A 17647-nucleotide genomic window follows, 5' to 3' on the forward strand; every position below is an offset into this window, starting at 1 on the left:
TAAATATATTGGAGGAATTTACAGACATGAACATGAATAAGGACTTTTTCAAGGCACTTGAGGCTCTTGGAGAGGAAAACAGTGTTGAGACCGAGCTTCTCATTGACAAGGTAAAGTCGGCTATGCTCAAGGCAGCAAGAAGAGCCTATCCTCACAGCGAGGAAAGGATCTCCGTCGAGATCGATCCCAAGACAAAGAAGTTTGAGATGTATATCAGACAGGACATCATCGACGACGAGCCTATCGACGTTAACGAGGTCAATATCGACGTTGCAAAGACTATGGATCCCAATGCTATGGTCGGCGGTACTATCCTCAAGGAGCTGGACATCTCAAAGCTGGGCAGAATGGCAGCACTTTCCGCCAAGCAGTCCATCAAGGGCGACCTGAGAGAGATTAACCGCGAGCAGATGCTCAGCAAGTTCGAGCAGAAGGAGCATGAGTGCATCACCGCCAAGGTATCTCAGGTAGAACCCGGAAGAGGCACAGTCACAGTGGTTTACGACGGAACAGAGCTCTATCTCTTCCGCAACGAGCAGATACCCGGGGAAGTGCTTGAAGAGGGCAAGTCCGTCAAGGTATATATCACAGGCATCATCGGCAAGAACAAGAAGCCTGTTGTAAAGATCTCACGTACACACAAGGATCTCGTCAAGAGACTCTTCGAGCAGGAGGTGCCCGAGATATACGACGGCACTGTGGAGGTCAAGTCCATATCCCGTGAGGCAGGTTCAAGGACCAAGATCGCAGTATGGTCGAAGGATGAGAACGTTGACGCAGTGGGTGCCTGCATCGGTCCCAAGCGTTCAAGAATCACAGCTGTTGTGAATGAGCTCAACGGCGAGAAGATAGACATTATTCCCTGGAGCGAGGTCCCCGAGGAATTCATTGCAAGAGCACTTGCTCCCGCAGAGGTGCTCAAGACAGTCATCACCTCTATGGAGGAGAAGGCCTGCACAGTAATAGTTCCCAACAATCAGCTCTCACTCGCTATAGGCAACAAGGGACAGAACGCAAAGCTTGCAGCAAAGCTCACGGGCTTCAAGATAGACATCAAGCCCCAGACCGATACTGTTACCGGTGAGGAAGCTCCCGAGCTGAGCCCCGATTTTGTGGCTCCCGTATTTGAGACAGCTCCTGCCGAAGAGGCTGAGGCTGAAATAGCTGAGGAGACAGCAGCAGAGGAGACAGAGGCAGAGACAGCTGAGGCTCCTGCCGCAGAAGAAGCTCCCGCAGCTGAGGAATAATTATGAAGCCCAGAAAAATACCTATGAGAATGTGCCTCGGATGCGGTGAGATGAAGCCCAAAAAGGATCTTATCCGCGCGGTGAAATCTCCCGAGGGCGATATAAGCCTTGATTTCGGCGGCAAGGCGGCGGGCAGAGGAGCTTATATCTGCCGCAGCACGGAATGCCTTGAAAAAGCCAGAAAAGCAAGACGCTTCGAGAAGTCGTTCTCATGTAAAATAGAAGAAAGCGTTTACGAGGTGATGATGGATGAGCTCGGAAAAGAATCGCAGAACAGCTAATCTGCTGAGCATCTGCATCAAGGCAGGAAAAACAGTCAGAGGCTTTGACAGTGCTGTCGAGGCTGTCAGGGACGGTACTGCCTGCTGTGTACTTACAGCTTCCGACTCTTCTGAAAAGACCGTCAAGGAGGTCGGCTTCTACTGCGGAAAATTCGGCATAAGGCACTTCCGCACGGAGCTGAGCAAGTTCGATATCGGCAGGTTATGCGGCAAGGAAACAGGTGTTGTCGCAGTTACCGACAAGGGCTTCGCAGACGGCTTTGAACGTATAATATCCGATGGATCGCAGTAATGCGTTGATATAGATGTTTATATGAAACATTATTAATGCCGCACAGGCGGCAGACATGGAGGTAATCAGGCCTATGGCAAAAAAGATAAAGTTAAGCGACGCTGCAAAGGATATAAATGTCCCTGCACAGGAACTCATCGACTTCTTCACGGAAAAGGGTGACAATAAGAAGAAAACAGGTTCTTCACTCACCGAGGAGGAGATGAATGCCGTTCTCGAGCATTATACAAAGGACCGTTATTCGGTGGGCTCGCTGGACGAATATTTCAACTCCAAGAATGATCCCCGTCCCGTGAAGGAGGAGGCTCCCAAGGAGGAGAAGAAGACCGCAGCAAAGAAGCCTGCGGAAAAGAAGCCTGCTGCAAAGAAGAAGGAGGAGGCTCCCGCAAAGAAGGCAGAGCCCGAGAAGAAGGAAGAAGCTCCCGCAAAGAAGGCCGAGCCCGAGAAGAAGCAGGAGGAGGCTCCCGCAAAGAAGGCAGAGCCCGAGAAGAAGGAAGAAGCTCCCGCAAAGAAGGCAGAGCCCGAGAAGAAGCAGGAGGAGGCTCTCGCAAAGAAGGCAGAGCCTGAGAAGAAGCAGGAGGAAGCTCCCGTGAAGAAGGCTGAGTCCGAGAAGAAGCAGGAGGAAGCTCCCGTAAAGAAGGCTGAGTCAGAAAAGAAGCAGGAGGAAGCTCCCGCAAAGAAGGCTGAGTCAGAAAAGAAGCAGGACAAGAAGAAGGATAAGAAGAAGGAGCAGGCAAAGGCTCAGGACAGAGGCGAGAGGACCAAGTTCAACGCCGCATTCAGCTCCGAGACAGCTCAGACTTCTACCCAGCGCAGAACAGTAGATACAAGAGGAAGCTACGTAGACCTCGATAAGTACAACGAGAGATACGACCAGATGGCTACCTCAAACAAGCATAAGAACGACAATTACTCTTCCAAGAAGCAGAAGATAAACCAGAAGTCGGCACAGAGAAACCGTCAGCAGTTCTCCAAGAAGGAGTCAGAGGCTGAGAAGCTCAAGAGACTGGAGCTCGAGAGAGCAAGAAAGCAGCAGCTTAAGGTGCTCATCCCCGATACTATCACAGTCGGAGAGCTGGCTACCCGTCTCAAGGCAGCTGCCACAGCCGTTATCAAGCAGCTCATGAAGCTGGGCGTAATGGCTACGATCAACCAGGAGATCGACTTTGATACAGCTTCTCTCGTTGCAGAAGAGCTGGGTGCAAAGGTAGAAAAGGAAGTTATCGTTACCATTGAAGAGCGTCTTATCGACGATACTGATGATGACGATACAAACCTTCAGCCCCGCTGCCCCGTTGTTGTTGTAATGGGACACGTTGACCACGGTAAGACTTCGATACTCGACCGTATCAGAAACGCTCACGTTGCAGCAGGCGAAGCAGGCGGTATCACACAGCACATCGGTGCTTATCAGGTAAATATCAACGGACAGGACATCACCTTCCTTGATACTCCCGGACATGAGGCCTTCACATCAATGCGTGCAAGAGGTGCCAATATCACAGATATAGCTATCCTCGTTGTTGCCGCAGATGATGGTATCATGCCTCAGACAGTAGAGTCCATCAACCACGCAAAGGCTGCCGGCGTTTCCATTATCGTTGCCATCAACAAGATGGATAAGGAAGGCGCAAACCCCGACCGCATCAAGGAAGAGCTCACAAAGTATGACCTCGTATGCGAGGACTGGGGCGGCGACGTTATCTGCGTTCCCGTATCAGCAAAGACCGGCGAGGGCATAGACGACCTTCTCGAGAACGTTCTTCTCGTTGCCGAAGTCAAGGAGCTCAAGGCAAATCCCGACAGACTGGCAAAAGGTACTGTTATCGAAGCCCGTCTTGACAAGGGAAGAGGCCCTATCGCCACACTTCTCGTGCAGAACGGTACACTGAAGCAGGGCGATGTGCTCATAGCAGGAACTGCTGTAGGCCGTGTACGTGTAATGACCAACGACAAGGGCAGAACCGTAAAGTCCGCAGGTCCTTCGGTTCCTGTTGAGATAACAGGTCTGGCAGAAGTTCCCAGCGCAGGCGATACCTTCAACGCAGTTGAGGACGAGAGACTGGCACGTGAGCTGGTCGAGCAGAGAAAGCACGAGCAGAAGCAGGAGCAGTTCAATGCTTACCGCAAGGTAACTCTCGACAACCTCTTCAGTCAGATCGCAGAGGGCGAGATCAAGGAGCTCCCTATCGTTGTCAAGGCAGACGTTCAGGGTTCTGTGGAGGCTGTAAAGCAGTCCCTCGAGAAGCTCTCCAACAATGAGGTAAGAGTAAGAGTTATCCACGGCGCCGTTGGTGCTGTCAAGGAGAGCGACGTTATGCTGGCAAGCGCTTCCAACGCTATCATCGTCGGCTTCAACGTAAGACCTGATCCCGTTGCAGCCGAGAATGCAGAGCGTGACGGCGTTGATATAAGACTTTACCGTATCATCTATGACGCTATCGAGGAGATAACCACTGCAATGAAGGGCATGCTGGCTCCCAAGACACGTGAGGTCGAGCTGGGCCGCGTAGAGGTGCGTCAGGTATACAAGATCTCCAATGTCGGTATGGTTGCGGGAAGCTACGTACTCAGCGGCAAGGTAACAAGAGGCAGCAAGGTGCGCGTAGTCCGTGACGGTATTATCATCGCAGATGACGAGATCGCAGGACTCAAGCGTTTCAAGGACGATGTAAAGGAAGTAGCAGACGGTTACGAGTGCGGTATCAGTCTTGAAAAGTTCAGTGACGTCAAGGAAGGCGACATTTTCGAGACCTATATCATCGAGGAATATCGTGAAGACTGATCAATAAACTTATCTTAATCAATGATAAAGGGGGAATTTCTTATGGATAACAGCAGAATGAGTACTGCGGATATGCTGCAGTACTGCAACGAGGCATTGGCATGGGATGATTTCGGACCTATCGACGTCTTTTTCTTCGAGTCGGTAAAGAAGATCCTTCTCGGTCAGTGCAGCGCCTTCGATGGGCCCGAGGAATATACAGATGACCTTATGGGCATAGAGCGCCCTGTAAGCGATGTTGAGCTCGAACCCGAGTACGGCAACTATGCCGATATATACTACGGCGAAGAGGGAGACGATGATATTCCCGACTACAGCCGCAGTCCCGAGGATGAGGCTTTCTCCGCCGCAATGTTCGGAAACGGATTCTTTGCCGATACCGAGCAGGCAGCTCCTGCCGAACCGGCAGAGGAAAAGCATGAGCCGGAAAAGAAAGCCGCTTCCAAAAAGAGCAGCACAAAGAAGTCAGCCGCTAAAAAGCCCGCTGCAAAGAAGCCGGCTGCAAAGAAGACAGCTTCAAAATCAAAGAAGGCTGCCGAGGCTGATAAGCATGAAGAGACAAAAGACGGCTTTACAGTCAAGCTCTGAGGACAGAAAGGAAAATAATGCCTAATTTCAAGAACAGCCGCATGGCTGAAGATATAAAACGTGAGATGACAGCTATCCTCCGCGAACTCAAGGATCCCAGGATAGACAAGATGCTCACTATCGTGAGAGCTGATCTTTCAGGTGATATGTCATCCTGCAAGATATACGTTTCAAGCTTTGAGGGCATGGAAAGATCAAAGGAGTCCGTTGAGGGACTCAGGAGCGCCGCAGGCTTTGTCAAGCGCGAGCTCTTCCACAGACTGAAAATGCGCAAAGCACCTGAGCTTACGTTTATCGCTGATAACTCCATCGAGAGAGGCGCAGAGATAAGCAAGAAGCTCCACGATCTGCTGTAAGGAGGAATAGGAATGTTCATCGGTTTCAGTGAGGCTGAGCTCTTCCTCAGGAATTGTGAGGACGCTGTCATCATCACTCACCGTAATCCCGACGGCGACTGCATAGGTGCAGGCTTCGGTCTTAAGGATATACTGGCACAGCTGGGTATACGCAGCAGAGTGATCTGTCACGACGGCTTCCCCGCAAGGTACAGCTTCCTGACAAGTGAGGGAGCAGGGGAGGAATTCGAGCCCAAGACCATTATCGCAGTGGATATTGCCGACGAGAACCTTATGGGAGATTATAAGGATATATACGGCGACAAGGTGCAGCTCTGCATAGATCACCACATCTCAAACAAGAACTATGCGGAGAAGACTCTCCTCCGCAGCGACGCTACGGCTGCCTGCGAGATAATATACGATCTTGCGCAGTATATGGGCGTAAAGATAACAAGGCACTGTGCGATGTGCCTTTATACGGGCATATCCACGGATTCCGGCTGCTTCAAGTACGACTGCACCACTCCACGTGCCCATGAGATAGCGGCAGAGATGATGCGCAGCTATGATATTAATTTCGCAAGGATAAACCGTTATATGTTCGACGTCAAGTCACTGGGCAGACTCAAGCTCGAGGCAATGGTCAACGAGCTCATGGAGTACTGCCTCGGCGGCAGGCTCGCCATCGCTGCGGTAACGCAGGATATGATGAAGGATATGGGGGTTTCCATGGAGGAGCTTGAGGGCTTCGCTCCGCTGACTATACAGCTGGAGAATACCGAGGTGGGAATACTCATGCGTGAGCGTGAGGACGGCGTATTCAAATGTTCGTTCCGTTCAGCCAACGATGTGAACGTTTCGGCTATATGTCAGTCCATCGGCGGAGGCGGCCATGCCAAGGCGGCAGGCTGTACCATTGACGGCCCTCTCGAGGAGGCTAAAAAGCACCTCATCGCGGCTGTCGAAAGGGCGCTGAGCTGATGAACGGTATCCTTTGCGTCAATAAGCCGCAGGAGTTCACATCCTTTGATGTTGTGGCGAAGCTCCGCGGCATACTTCAGATAAAACGTCTCGGTCACGGCGGCACTCTCGATCCCATGGCTACGGGTGTACTTCCCGTATTTGTGGGCAATGCCACCAAGGCCTGCGATATTATGCCCGACAATACCAAGAGCTACCGTGCAGGCTTCCGTCTGGGAGCTGTGTCCGATACCCAGGACGTCTGGGGAGAGGTGCGCGAATGCTCCGACAAGACTGTTGACCGAAACAGTGTAGAGGCTGTACTGCTCTTGTTTACAGGGAAGATAATGCAGCTCCCGCCGATGTATTCGGCTGTTCAGGTGAACGGTCAGCGTCTTTATGACCTTGCGAGGCAGGGCATAGAGGTCGAGCGTCAGGCACGTGAGATAGAGGTAACTGCTCTTACCCTGGAGGAATACGACAGCTCGTCCCGTGAGGGAGTGTTGTCTGTCTCCTGTGGAAAAGGCACTTACATAAGAACGATAATCAGCGATATAGGTGAAAGGCTGGGTTGCGGAGGCATTATGACCTCTCTGGTCAGGACTTCATCGGGAGGCTTCGGACTTGCCGACTGTCACACCCTCGAGGAGATACAGCAGGCAAGGGACGAGAACAGGGTGGAGGAGCTCATACTCCCCATAGAGCGTGTTTTTGAGACGCTTCCCAGGCTGAGACTGGGCGAGGCTCAGACAAGAATGTACAGAAACGGCGTTAAGCTGGATATAGCAAGATTAAGAGGTATCAGCAGGGATAAGGACTGCTACGGAGTATATGGCAGCGATGGCTGTTTCATAGGCACTGCCTTTGCTGATTTTGAAGGCGGCGTGCTCCGTGTGGGAAAGAATCTGGGGTAACGGCATGGAAAAGAAGTATTATGCTGTGGCTCTGGGAATATTCGACGGCGTCCATCTGGGACACAGGGCAGTGATCGACGCGGCTTTAAAGCAGCGTGAAAACGGCCTCAGGGCTGCGGTCTTCACCTTTGATCCCGAATGTGTACTGAGAAAAACAGGCGGTTCGGCGGGCTTTATCTATACGAAGGCCGGGAAGGATATGCTGCTCAGCGAACAGATAGGCGTTGACGATGTGATAAGTCCGCCCTTTGAAAGCCTCTGCGGCCTTTCGGGGGAGGAATTTGCCGATGAGATACTCTGCCGCCGCATGGGCGCAGCTCATGTGTGCTGCGGAAGTAATTTCAGATTCGGAAAGAATGCTGCCTGCGGTATCGGTGAGCTTGCAGAGCTGGGGAAAAGCTTCGGTTTTGAAGTCGAGGTGGTCGGCAGCGTTGAGATGGGCGGCAGTCCCGTATCCTCCAGCCGCATAAGAGAGCTCCTGCTGGCAGGAAACATAACCGATGCAAACGAGCTGCTGGGCTCGGACTACTTTATAAAAGCAGAGGTCGCTCACGGCAATCATATCGGCAGTACCATAGATTTCCCTACCATAAATCAGAGCTTTGAGAAGGGGCAGCTGGTGCCGGCATACGGCGTCTATGCCTCTTATACCTGTGTGCAGGGGAAGATGTACCCCTCCGTCACAAATATAGGCGTAAAGCCTACCATAGAGGGGCAGCGCAGACCTCTTGCCGAGACTCATATAATCGGCTATAACGGCGATCTTTACGGAACGAATACCGTTGTCCTGCTGCATGGATTTATTCGCCCCGAGATGAAATTCGGCTCACTGGACGAACTGAAAAAGCAGATCGGCGCGGATATCGGATCCGCTCTGAATATATTGTAAAAAATTCGCATTGCTTTCACTCTGTTATCACATAAAAGGATTACCATAGTAAAAGCTGTGAATATAAGCGGCAGTACCGCTAACATACGCAATAAGGAGGGTTATACCCAATGATAGAGGTCAGGAACCTTACTAAAAAATACGGCGACAAGCTTGCCGTAAACGACATAAGCTTCAAGGTGGAAAAGGGAGAGATCCTTGGCTTCCTCGGACCTAACGGTGCGGGAAAATCCACTACCATGAATATGCTTACGGGTTATATCTCATCAACTTCGGGACAGGTGCTCATCGACGGCACAGATATACTCGACGATCCCAAGAAGGCAAAGGCGAATATAGGCTATCTCCCCGAGATACCGCCCCTTTATGTTGATATGACCGTAGAGGCTTATCTCAGCTTCATGTATGATCTCAAGAAATGCAAGCTCCCGAGAAGAGCCCATATCAAGGACATATGCTCCCTCTGCAAGATAGAGGACGTAAGAAAGAGAATTATCAAGAACCTGTCAAAAGGTTACAGACAGAGAGTCGGACTTGCACAGGCTCTTATAAACAATCCTCCCGTGCTCATACTCGATGAGCCTACGGTAGGTCTCGACCCGAACCAGATAATAGAGATAAGATCGCTTATCAAGAAGCTGGGCAAGAGACATACCGTTATCCTTTCATCGCATATTCTCCCCGAGATACAGGCTGTATGCGACAGGATCATCATCATAAACAGAGGCGTTGTTGCCGCAGACGGTACTGCGGAGGAAATCGCCAAGAACATAACCAACAAGCACAAGATGACTCTCCGTATCGAGGGACCTGACCACACTGCCGATGATAAGCGCGTGATCACAGAGGCTATCAGGGCATTGAACGGTGTAAAGTACGTCCGTGCCGATATGGAGCGTGAAAAGGGCATATACGACTATGACGTCGAGACCGACGGCAAGACCGATATACGCCGCGATCTCAACAAGCTCTGCAATGACAACGGCTGGAATATACTCATGCTCCAGCTCTCAGACCTCACTCTCGAAGACATCTTCCTCAAGATAACCATGGATGAGGGAATCGCCAAGGAGGATGAAAAGACAGCTTCAAAATCAAAGCCCCGCATAGACATCAAGGTCGCACCCAGCGGAAAGCTCAGAGCTGTCAAGGAAGCTGACGAGGAAGACGAAGAAGACAACAGTATTCTTTCCTCAGATAGCGAAGAAAACAACGGAGGTGAGGAATAATGCTGGCTATATACAGGCGCGAAATGGGCGCATTCTTTACATCGGGCGTGGCATATGTATTCCTTGCAGTGTTCTGGCTCGTTTCGGGAATATTCTTCTATAACGGAGTTATCGCAGGATGTACGACAGATACGTCGGCTATGTTCAGCTCCATGTTCTATATCGTAATGTTCCTTATTCCCGTGCTTACAATGAAGCTCCTCAGCGAGGAGAAAAAGAACAAGACCGATCAGGGACTCCTTACGGCTCCCGTAAGTCTCTGGGACATAGTCCTTGGAAAATATTTTGCAGCACTTACACTTTTCATCATTGCTGAGTCTGTAGTATTCATATATGCTTTCATACTCAATTATCTCGGCGATGTGGTATGGACTCCGCTGCTCGGCAATTATTTTGCCATGCTCTTCCTCGGCGCAGCATTTATAGCTGTGGGACTCTTTATCTCGTCCCTTACCGAGAACCAGATGGCTTCCGCAGTAGTATCTCTTGTAGTGCTCTTCCTGATATACCTTTCCGAAATGCTCGTATCGAGCTTTGAGAACGGAAATACTTTCAAGAGAGCTGTCTTCAAGATAGTATCAAAGCTGGCCTTCTATTCAAGATACGTTGAATTTACAAGGGGAGTATTCAGCCTTCCCAGCGTAGTATTCTTTATCAGTGCAGCCTTCCTCTTCAACTTCTTCACCGTTAAGGTGCTCGAGAAGAGACGCTGGAGCTAATCTGACAGGAAAGGAAGGTTTTGATACAGATGAGTAAAAAAGAGATCGACGAGAAAAAGGTCGAAAAGACTGTCGATGAAGTAAAGGAAACTGCTGAAAAGGCAAAGGATACAGCAGAAAAGGCTGTTGAGGAAACAACAGCCAAGGTAAGAAACTTCAAGAAACTCAAGTACGGTTCCATGTTCTATATCGCTATCGCACTGGTTATAGCGATAGTTGTCGTACTTAACTTTATGGTGGGAATGTTCGCAAAGCGCTCACCCATAAAGATAGACATCACTCCCGATAACAGATATGAGCTCAGCGAGCAGTCCATCGAAGCCGTAAAGGCAATGGACAAGGACGTTGAGATCACTGTTACCGCTACCAAGGATTACTTCACATCTCTCGGCAATTACTGGGAGAACTACTATTCGTCAAACACAGGCGTTCCCGCAGAGATACCCTTTGATATGATCCCCGAGCTCCTGGACAAGTATTCCATATACGCAGAACAGGGCAAGGGAAGCATCAATGTCAAGTATGTCGATATGGACAAGGATCCCGACATCATCAATAAGTATAAGAAGTACTATAACGGCGACATCAACCGCGGAAGTATAATAGTTGCTTCCGGTGAGCGTGTTAGAGTGCTTTCCGATACAGACGTTATGAATATGCTCTCTGCAGATCCTGTGGCTATGCAGAGCCAGCAGCTCAAGTTCAGATTCACAGGCGAGAGCGTTATCACATCGGCTATCACCAGCGTTACGGACGCTCATCCCATAAAGGTCGCTTTTGTAAAGAATATGAACGGCATGGCTGTTTATGATGAGCAGAGCTACGGATCGGCAGCTCAGATCTTCGAGAACGAGGTTTTTGCAAAGCACGGCTATGACTGTACCGAAATAGACATCAGCACAGATGAGCTGAAGCCCGCTGACTATGATATGATAGCAGTTTTTGCTCCCTCTGTTGATTTCAACGAGGATATGATCGCAAAGCTCAGTGCGTTCCTCTATAACGACGGCCAGTACGGCAAGAATATGGTATATGTTCCCGATTCCTCAAAGATGGATCTTCCGAACATCTCCGAGTTCCTTGCTGACTGGAGCATAAAGGTAGAGAACGAGCTCCTTTACGATGATGAAAATGCTGTCGGAACAGATATTTTCGGAAACAAGCAGGTACAGAACGTTATCGCCGATATCAGCTCACGTGAGGACGTAGGCGATGTTTCCAATGATAAGCTCTATATCGTGGCACCTGCTTCAAGAGTGCTTACAAAGATAGCCAAGAACAACGAGGACGTTGTAACAGAGGTGCTCAAAACAAAGGATACCGCATTTACAGTAAATATGGAGACCTATGATCCCGAAAATCCCGAATACGGCGAAAAGGGCTCAAGAACAGTTGTAATGCGCTCAAAGAAGGAGCGTGCAGACGGCTTCAATACACTGAGCAGCAGCCTTCTCGTAATAGGAAGCCCGGGAATGTTCAATCAGCAGCTCATAGTTCAGAACACCACTTTCAACAACTCGGCTGTCCTTCTCGGAATAATGAACAATATGACGGGCAAGGACGCAGGCGTCGTAGTACCTGATAAGAATATACAGAGCTCATTTATCGCTCCCTCTGCCAAGGAGGCAAAGAATATACAGATAATCGTTGTATGGGTAATACCGTTCATCATCGCCGCAATAGGCGTTATCGTACTGTTAAGGAGACGAAATAAATGAAAAAACAAGCTAAGGGGATCATTGCTCTCAGCGCACTGCTGGCAGCAATGCTGGGCGGCGGCTACGCCTATATGAAGCTCGCTCCCGATGATAAGGGAGAAGGCGGAAATGACAGCGCTCCTGTTCTTCTTGCCACTCAGGCAGAGGGAGAGGGCACAGTCCTCGTAAGCGATAACGGCGATGCCAAAGCCGTTGTAAAGAAGGCAGTCGTCAGGAACGAAAACGATGAGATAAAGGTCGTTATGGACAAGGCTCCCGATGAAAACGGGAGCGCAGCGACCTATACTCTCGAGGATTACAAGGATCTTGATGTAAATACCGCAGTTGTCGGCACTCTCGTAAACAACGGCAACGGTATAGAGGCTCAGTCCATAGTTGCCAGCGGATGCGACGATTTCGGTAAATTCGGACTGGATAATCCTTCTGCCGAGGTAGAGTTCACCTATGAGTCGGGCAATGTGGTCAGATTCTTCATAGGTGACAAGACACCGTCGGATTCTGCTGTATACTTCAGAGTGGACGGCAGCAGTGATGTTTATACCGTTTCAAGCTCAACGGTAGCAAATTATTCCAAGACAAACAAGGATCTCATCGAAAGGACAGTGCTGGCAAAGCCTGCCGACGATGATTATCCCATCGTAAACAGCCTCAGAGTGGAGCGCGGCGATATAGATTATGATATTTATATCGAGTACGATAAGGAAAGTGAGGAAGCTCATTCGGGCGGAACCTCGGCTTCACACAAAATGATAGAGCCTACGGAAAGCTATCTTTCCATAGAAAAATCCACCGATATAACAAATGGTATGTTCGGTCTGACAGCGTCGGGAATATACTCTCTTCACTGCAAGGAAGCAGATATAGCAGAGGCAGGTCTCAGTGATCCCTTCTGCAAGGTAACCATGTCATGTGATGACGGCAACACCTATGTGCTGCTGCTCAGCGAGATATTCACCGACGATTCGGGAAACAAGTGCAGCTACGGAATGCTGGAGGGAGGAAAGGTCATTTATATCCTCTCCGAGGACAGTGCCAAGTGGCTCACTGTAAAGCCCGTTGATATTGCCACAAGACTTATGATAACGTCATATGTATGGAATATCAGCAAGCTTACCGTAAAGGGCGGCGGAAAGAATGTGGATTTCACCATCTCCCTCAAGACAGGTAAGGAAATGCCCGAAAATCCCACAGCCGACGATTTTGAGGTACTGAAAAACGGTGTAGGCTATGACACCGAGCGCTACAGGACCTTCTATTCATTCCTTGTAAGTACAAATGCCGAAGAATTCGCACTTGGAGTTCCTGTACCCGAGGGCGATCCCACAGCTGTTATAAAGTATACCGATACATTCACGGGCAAGGAAACAACTTACGAATTCTATGATGACTCGGTAATGCGTTCGCTTATCGTTGTGAACGGTGAGAGCAAGTATTACTGTACAAAGTCATATGTAAACACGCTTATAGAGAATATCAAGCGTATCGATTCAGGAGAGGAATACATTAAAACCTGGTAAAATTCCCCAAGGAGGTATATATAATGAGCGAGAAATTCAACACATATAAGGGCTATCCTCTGGTAAGAAACGGAAACCAGATATACTACGGATATATGTCGGATCCCTATGTTATCTTCATTCAGATCCTCGAGACCAGAGAGGAGAACGGCGAGCAGATGACATCAAAGGTCAGAGTAGTCCAGATGGATACCAATGAGCCCAACCCCCTTAAAGCTTTTGTCAAGAATGCAGAGCGTGAGTGCGGACTTTACGAGGCACTTGATTTTGCAAATGTCTGGCTTGAAAAGGCACTGAAAAACTGAATATATAAAGAAAAGCCTCCCTGAAAAGGGAGGCTTTTTTGCGTTATCAAGACCGTTTCCGGCATATATCACTCTATGGAAATAATGTAGTAGTAAACAGGCTGACCGCCGTTTACCAGCATTACCTCTATCTTGTCGCCGAGCTTGGACTGTATGAACTTCTGGAGCTCTTCTGCGTTCTCCTCGGGCACATCGGCGCCGTGGATGAGGGTAACGTAGCTCACATCGCCTTTGGCAAGCTTCTTGACAAGCTTGTAGGTAGCCTTGTTTATATCGCGTTCTGTGAATGAGAGCTTGCCGTTATCAAGGGCGAGTATCTCGCCTTCCTTGATCTGGTGTCCCTCAAACTCGGAGTTTCTCGCGGCAAAGGTAATGAGTCCCGTAGAGACCTTCTCAAAGGCCTTTGTCATATCTATGCGGTTATCATTGAGGCTGCGCGTATCGTCAAAGGCCAGCATTGCAGCGATACCCTGAGGTATGGTCCTTGTCTGGAGCACGCATACCTTCCTGTCCGTGAGCTTTACAGCCTGCTCGGCAGCCATGATGATGTTCTTGTTATTGGGGAGGACGAATACGGTATTTGCAGGAGTCCTGAGTATAGCGCGGAGAATATCATCGGTAGAGGGGTTCATGGTCTGACCGCCCTTAACGACAACATCTGCGCCGAGATCGGTGAACATAGCCTCAAGTCCGTGGCCTGCGGCAACGGCAACGAAGCCGAATTCCTTCTCGGGCTCTGCGGGAGAAAGTCCCTCCTCGGCAGCTCTTGCGTCCTTGACCTTATTCTCGTGCTGGATACGCATATTCTCTATCTTGGGACGGGGATCATTGATGAAATGTCCGAATTCCAGTCCCTTCTGGATAGCCTTTCCGGGATTATCGGTATGAACGTGTACCTTTATGATCTTTTCGTCGTCAACTACGACTACGCAGTCTCCGATGGTCTCAAGGTAAGCACGGAGTATGGAAGCGTCGGGACAGTTACTGTCCTTTTCGAGCATGAACTCCGTACAGTAGGTGTATGTAATATCAGCGTCGTACTCGCTGACAGCTGTTCTGAATGAGTCGCCTGAGCTGTCCTGTGCAGCGGGAGCTTCACTGGGCTCGGCGATCTTTCCGCCGGCAAAGACGTCTGTCATTGCGCGGAATATGATACAGAGACCTTTTCCGCCCGCATCTACTACTCCTGCCTTTTTGAGCTGAGGCAGCATATCCGTGGTCTTTGCAAGTACGGCTTCAGCTTCCTTGCATATCTCCTGCCAGAAGGTGACCTCGTCATTGGTTTCGAGAGCTATCTCTCTTGCCTTTGCGGCAGCAGCCTTGACTACGGTGAGGATAGTACCCTCAACAGGCTTCATAACAGCTTTATATGCGGCTTCAACGCCGAATTGCAGAGCGTCGGCAAAATTCTCGCAGCCTGCTTCTGTGCAGCCAGAGAGTCCCTTTGAAAAGCCTCTGAAAATAAGTGAAAGTATAACGCCCGAATTTCCTCGTGCGCCTCTCAGAAATGCCGAAGCCGCTGTGGAGGCAACTTCCGATACGGGAGCCTTGTCGTCAAGTCTTTTCAGCTCGGCAACGGAATTGCCGATGGTCATTGACATATTAGTTCCTGTATCGCCGTCGGGAACGGGGTAGACGTTCAGCTCGTCGACCTCGCGCTTTCTGTTGCCTATGGTAATGGCAGCGGAGATAACAGCGTCTCTGAGTAAAGAACCGTGTATCACAGTATAGTCCTCCAATTCTGCAGACAGGTGATCCCTGTACGCCTTATGCGTTCATATCGTCAACGAAGACGTTGACCTTGTGTACATCTATTCCTGCAGCCTCTTCAACTGCAAAGCTGACCTTATGGGTGATGCTGTTTACAGCAGCAGTGATGTTGGTACCGTATGTTACTTTGATATGGAGGTCGATAACGAGGCCGCCCTCTTTATCGGTGCGGAGCATCACGCCTTTGTTTTTTCTGAAAGCCTTACCCGCGGTAAGAGCCGAGACAGCTGAACGGAAGGTGCTGACGCTGCAAACGTCCGCAACACCGAAACAGTCGGTAACGGCGTGTTTTACGAGCTCAGTGAGATAATTCTCCGAAATAGTGATCTTTCCGATATGATTTTCAAAGCCTACCATAGGTCATCACTCCTTTAGTAAAAATGCAGTGCGGTGCATAACAGTGACCGCTATCCTAATAATTATATCACAAAAGAAAGCGATTTACAATACCTATATAAAAAGAATATTGTGAAAAAAGTCACATGATATAAAAAATATGTAATATGTATTGATTATCGTGTTTTTTTGTGGTATCATTATAGCAGACAGGTCGTAATTTGCATATTGATTTTGCCTGGCGTATGCCGGAGATCCCGTAAGCATACGCTGCAAATACTGATCATGAGCCGCAAAGGAGGTATCATTATGGGTTTTCATTTCAGAAAAAGCTTTAAGATAGGCAAATTATTCAAGTTCAACAAAAACAAGAAGGGCGGAAGCATATCCGTTGAAGGCCCGAAGATCGCAGGCAAAAAGGTCAAGCTCACTGTAAATAACAAGAAAAAAGCCACTGTAAGCCTCCAGGGTACAGGTATCTCCTATGATACGGACCTCGGCGGCAAAAAGAAGAAAACAGAAAGCAAAAAGTAACGGAGATAAAATGAAGAAGCTTCTTTTCATCGGCGACGTCGTAGGCAGGCCGGGCTGTGAGTTCCTTATGGAAAAGCTCGGCGGCATAAAGCGTCAGCACGGTATCGACATAACAATAGTCAACGGAGAAAATTCGGCACAGGGCAACGGTATCACAGCTGCATCGGCAGATATGCTCGTAAGAGCGGGAGCCGATGTGATAACCACGGGCAACCATGCCTTCCGCCGTAAGGAGGCAGCCGATATATTTGAGGAGGACTATATCGTCCGTCCTGCCAATTATCCCGAGGGAGGCTGCGTGGGCAGCGGTGTGAGGATAATCGATATGGGTGCTTTTTCCGCAGCCGTCATAAACCTTATGGGGACGGTGTATATGGATCCCCTGGATAATCCCTTCACCAAGATAGACATGCTCCTTGAGGAGATAGATACTCCCAATATATTCGTTGATTTCCACGCCGAGGCTACCTCGGAGAAAAAGGCAATGGGATTTTATCTTGCAGGCAGAGTAACGGGGGTTTTCGGCACGCATACCCACGTCCAGACCGCAGATGAATGTATACTGGACGGACATACCGCATATATTACCGATGTGGGAATGGTGGGGCCCGAGCGCTCCTGCCTTGGAATAGAACCTGCGCTGACTATCGATATGCTGCGCTATCGTATGCCCGTCAGGTTCAGCGTTGCGGAGGGCCCATGCTTTATTTGTGGAACAATAGTTGATTTTGACGAAAAAAAAGGCATTTCGCACAAAATCGAGAGAATAATTATAAGATAGTCTACAAACTTTGTAACAAGTACTTGCATTTTTCGCACTTATATTGTATAATACAATTGTACAATAGCCCAAAGGCATTTGACATTAAACGTACAAATATTTATAACAGGAGGGTATTTTTGTTATGGAAATTCTGAAAGTATCATCACATTCGTCACCGAATTCTGTTGCAGGAGCTATCGCAGGTGTGATAAGAGAGCAGAAGGCTGTTGAGGTTCAGGCAGTTGGTGCAGGCGCGGCAAACCAGGCTATAAAGGCCATTGCCATTGCAAGGGGATATCTTGCACCTATCGGCATAGACCTTATTTGTATCCCTGCTTTTGCCAACATTCAGATCGATGGTGAAGAGAGAACCGCTATCAAGCTTATTTGCGAGCAGAGATAATCGGTAAAATCCAATCGGGCGGACTTATTTGTCCGCCCTTTCTTATTTCGTAACCTGAT

19 protein-coding genes are annotated in these 17647 nt (G+C 49.3%); 17 read left to right on the plus strand and 2 right to left on the minus strand.

Translation table 11 applies throughout. The annotated features are described in order from the left end of the window. Positions 1-26 precede the first annotated feature (26 nt). The 14 genes from nusA to RF007C_RS10645 all read left to right on the plus strand — a co-directional run bounded on the left by nusA (position 27) and on the right by RF007C_RS10645 (position 13782). Positions 27-1247: a transcription termination factor NusA gene (nusA, locus tag RF007C_RS10580; RefSeq protein WP_026053001.1), complete on the plus strand. Its 1221-nt coding sequence runs from the start codon at positions 27-29 to the stop codon at positions 1245-1247. 2 nt (positions 1248-1249) lie between these two features. Then, positions 1250-1528, plus strand: coding sequence for an RNase P modulator RnpM (gene rnpM, locus RF007C_RS10585; protein WP_019680340.1), 279 nt, complete (start codon positions 1250-1252; stop codon positions 1526-1528). Then, positions 1497-1820 (plus strand): L7Ae/L30e/S12e/Gadd45 family ribosomal protein, encoded by a 324-nt coding sequence (locus tag RF007C_RS10590; protein ID WP_051456628.1) that lies wholly within the window; start codon positions 1497-1499, stop codon positions 1818-1820. The genes rnpM and RF007C_RS10590 overlap by 32 nt, the downstream gene beginning before the upstream one ends. 73 nt (positions 1821-1893) lie before the next feature. Further along, positions 1894-4605, plus strand: coding sequence for a translation initiation factor IF-2 (gene infB, locus RF007C_RS17005; RefSeq protein ID WP_037299779.1), 2712 nt, complete (start codon positions 1894-1896; stop codon positions 4603-4605). A gap of 42 nt (positions 4606-4647) precedes the next feature. Then, positions 4648-5193, plus strand: coding sequence for a hypothetical protein (locus RF007C_RS10600; RefSeq protein ID WP_037299713.1), 546 nt, complete (start codon positions 4648-4650; stop codon positions 5191-5193). A 17-nt stretch (positions 5194-5210) separates the two neighbouring features. Beyond that, the gene (gene rbfA / locus RF007C_RS10605; RefSeq protein WP_019680344.1) at positions 5211-5549 is read left to right on the plus strand and encodes a 30S ribosome-binding factor RbfA; all 339 of its coding nucleotides are present in this window, start codon (positions 5211-5213) and stop codon (positions 5547-5549) included. Between the two features lie 12 nt (positions 5550-5561). Continuing rightward, on the plus strand, positions 5562-6512 hold the full coding sequence (locus RF007C_RS10610; protein WP_037299716.1) for a DHH family phosphoesterase: 951 nt from the start codon (positions 5562-5564) through the stop codon (positions 6510-6512). Further along, positions 6512-7405 (plus strand): tRNA pseudouridine(55) synthase TruB, encoded by an 894-nt coding sequence (gene truB / locus RF007C_RS10615; protein WP_037299718.1) that lies wholly within the window; start codon positions 6512-6514, stop codon positions 7403-7405. The genes RF007C_RS10610 and truB overlap by 1 nt, the downstream gene beginning before the upstream one ends. Continuing rightward, positions 7383-8294, plus strand: coding sequence for a riboflavin biosynthesis protein RibF (ribF, locus tag RF007C_RS10620; RefSeq protein ID WP_051456629.1), 912 nt, complete (start codon positions 7383-7385; stop codon positions 8292-8294). Before truB ends, ribF begins: the two co-directional genes overlap by 23 nt. A gap of 110 nt (positions 8295-8404) precedes the next feature. Then, positions 8405-9523 carry an ABC transporter ATP-binding protein gene (locus tag RF007C_RS10625; protein ID WP_019680349.1) on the plus strand — a complete coding sequence of 373 codons (1119 nt, stop codon included), beginning with the start codon at positions 8405-8407 and terminating at the stop codon, positions 9521-9523. Next, complete coding sequence (locus tag RF007C_RS10630; RefSeq protein WP_037299721.1) at positions 9523-10242, plus strand: ABC transporter permease subunit; 720 nt, start codon at positions 9523-9525, stop codon at positions 10240-10242. Before RF007C_RS10625 ends, RF007C_RS10630 begins: the two co-directional genes overlap by 1 nt. 29 nt (positions 10243-10271) lie before the next feature. Next, positions 10272-11960 carry a Gldg family protein gene (locus RF007C_RS10635; RefSeq protein ID WP_037299723.1) on the plus strand — a complete coding sequence of 563 codons (1689 nt, stop codon included), beginning with the start codon at positions 10272-10274 and terminating at the stop codon, positions 11958-11960. Continuing rightward, complete coding sequence (locus tag RF007C_RS10640; protein WP_037299725.1) at positions 11957-13477, plus strand: DUF4340 domain-containing protein; 1521 nt, start codon at positions 11957-11959, stop codon at positions 13475-13477. The genes RF007C_RS10635 and RF007C_RS10640 overlap by 4 nt, the downstream gene beginning before the upstream one ends. A 23-nt stretch (positions 13478-13500) precedes the next feature. Then, a complete protein-coding gene (locus RF007C_RS10645; protein ID WP_019680353.1) occupies positions 13501-13782 on the plus strand; it encodes a hypothetical protein in 282 nt (93 codons plus the stop codon). Positions 13783-13850: 68 nt separating this feature from the next. Here the strand turns inward: RF007C_RS10645 and RF007C_RS10650 are convergent, their stop codons facing one another. Both RF007C_RS10650 and RF007C_RS10655 read right to left on the minus strand, forming a co-directional pair. Next, positions 13851-15506 carry a DAK2 domain-containing protein gene (locus RF007C_RS10650; protein WP_037299728.1) on the minus strand — a complete coding sequence of 552 codons (1656 nt, stop codon included), beginning with the start codon at positions 15504-15506 and terminating at the stop codon, positions 13851-13853. A 43-nt stretch (positions 15507-15549) separates the two neighbouring features. Next, on the minus strand, positions 15550-15909 hold the full coding sequence (locus RF007C_RS10655; RefSeq protein ID WP_037299731.1) for an Asp23/Gls24 family envelope stress response protein: 360 nt from the start codon (positions 15907-15909) through the stop codon (positions 15550-15552). A 288-nt stretch (positions 15910-16197) separates the two neighbouring features. Between RF007C_RS10655 and RF007C_RS10660 the strand changes: the two genes are divergently transcribed. The 3 genes from RF007C_RS10660 to RF007C_RS10670 all read left to right on the plus strand — a co-directional run bounded on the left by RF007C_RS10660 (position 16198) and on the right by RF007C_RS10670 (position 17588). Next, on the plus strand, positions 16198-16422 hold the full coding sequence (locus RF007C_RS10660) for a DUF4236 domain-containing protein (RefSeq protein WP_037299734.1): 225 nt from the start codon (positions 16198-16200) through the stop codon (positions 16420-16422). A gap of 10 nt (positions 16423-16432) precedes the next feature. Then, the gene (locus RF007C_RS10665; protein WP_037299736.1) at positions 16433-17203 is read left to right on the plus strand and encodes a TIGR00282 family metallophosphoesterase; all 771 of its coding nucleotides are present in this window, start codon (positions 16433-16435) and stop codon (positions 17201-17203) included. Between the two features lie 124 nt (positions 17204-17327). Further along, positions 17328-17588: a stage V sporulation protein S gene (locus RF007C_RS10670; RefSeq protein ID WP_009984312.1), complete on the plus strand. Its 261-nt coding sequence runs from the start codon at positions 17328-17330 to the stop codon at positions 17586-17588. The last annotated feature ends 59 nt before the right edge of the window (positions 17589-17647 follow it).

This window comes from Ruminococcus flavefaciens 007c (assembly GCF_000571935.1).
GTDB lineage: Bacteria > Bacillota > Clostridia > Oscillospirales > Ruminococcaceae > Ruminococcus > Ruminococcus flavefaciens_F.

Bases quoted from the DNA above. Each gene is read 5' to 3' on its own strand.
- nusA (WP_026053001.1), top strand. From the start codon at position 27: ATGAACATGAATAAGGACTTTTTCAAGGCACTTGAGGCTCTTGGAGAG.
- rnpM (WP_019680340.1), top strand. From the start codon at position 1,250: ATGAAGCCCAGAAAAATACCTATGAGAATGTGCCTCGGATGCGGTGAG.
- RF007C_RS10590 (WP_051456628.1), top strand. From the start codon at position 1,497: ATGAGCTCGGAAAAGAATCGCAGAACAGCTAATCTGCTGAGCATCTGC.
- infB (WP_037299779.1), top strand. From the start codon at position 1,894: ATGGCAAAAAAGATAAAGTTAAGCGACGCTGCAAAGGATATAAATGTC.
- RF007C_RS10600 (WP_037299713.1), top strand. From the start codon at position 4,648: ATGGATAACAGCAGAATGAGTACTGCGGATATGCTGCAGTACTGCAAC.
- rbfA (WP_019680344.1), top strand. From the start codon at position 5,211: ATGCCTAATTTCAAGAACAGCCGCATGGCTGAAGATATAAAACGTGAG.
- RF007C_RS10610 (WP_037299716.1), top strand. From the start codon at position 5,562: ATGTTCATCGGTTTCAGTGAGGCTGAGCTCTTCCTCAGGAATTGTGAG.
- truB (WP_037299718.1), top strand. From the start codon at position 6,512: ATGAACGGTATCCTTTGCGTCAATAAGCCGCAGGAGTTCACATCCTTT.
- RF007C_RS10625 (WP_019680349.1), top strand. From the start codon at position 8,405: ATGATAGAGGTCAGGAACCTTACTAAAAAATACGGCGACAAGCTTGCC.
- RF007C_RS10630 (WP_037299721.1), top strand. From the start codon at position 9,523: ATGCTGGCTATATACAGGCGCGAAATGGGCGCATTCTTTACATCGGGC.
- RF007C_RS10635 (WP_037299723.1), top strand. From the start codon at position 10,272: ATGAGTAAAAAAGAGATCGACGAGAAAAAGGTCGAAAAGACTGTCGAT.
- RF007C_RS10640 (WP_037299725.1), top strand. From the start codon at position 11,957: ATGAAAAAACAAGCTAAGGGGATCATTGCTCTCAGCGCACTGCTGGCA.
- RF007C_RS10645 (WP_019680353.1), top strand. From the start codon at position 13,501: ATGAGCGAGAAATTCAACACATATAAGGGCTATCCTCTGGTAAGAAAC.
- RF007C_RS10655 (WP_037299731.1), bottom strand. From the start codon at position 15,909: ATGGTAGGCTTTGAAAATCATATCGGAAAGATCACTATTTCGGAGAAT.
- RF007C_RS10660 (WP_037299734.1), top strand. From the start codon at position 16,198: ATGGGTTTTCATTTCAGAAAAAGCTTTAAGATAGGCAAATTATTCAAG.
- RF007C_RS10665 (WP_037299736.1), top strand. From the start codon at position 16,433: ATGAAGAAGCTTCTTTTCATCGGCGACGTCGTAGGCAGGCCGGGCTGT.
- RF007C_RS10670 (WP_009984312.1), top strand. From the start codon at position 17,328: ATGGAAATTCTGAAAGTATCATCACATTCGTCACCGAATTCTGTTGCA.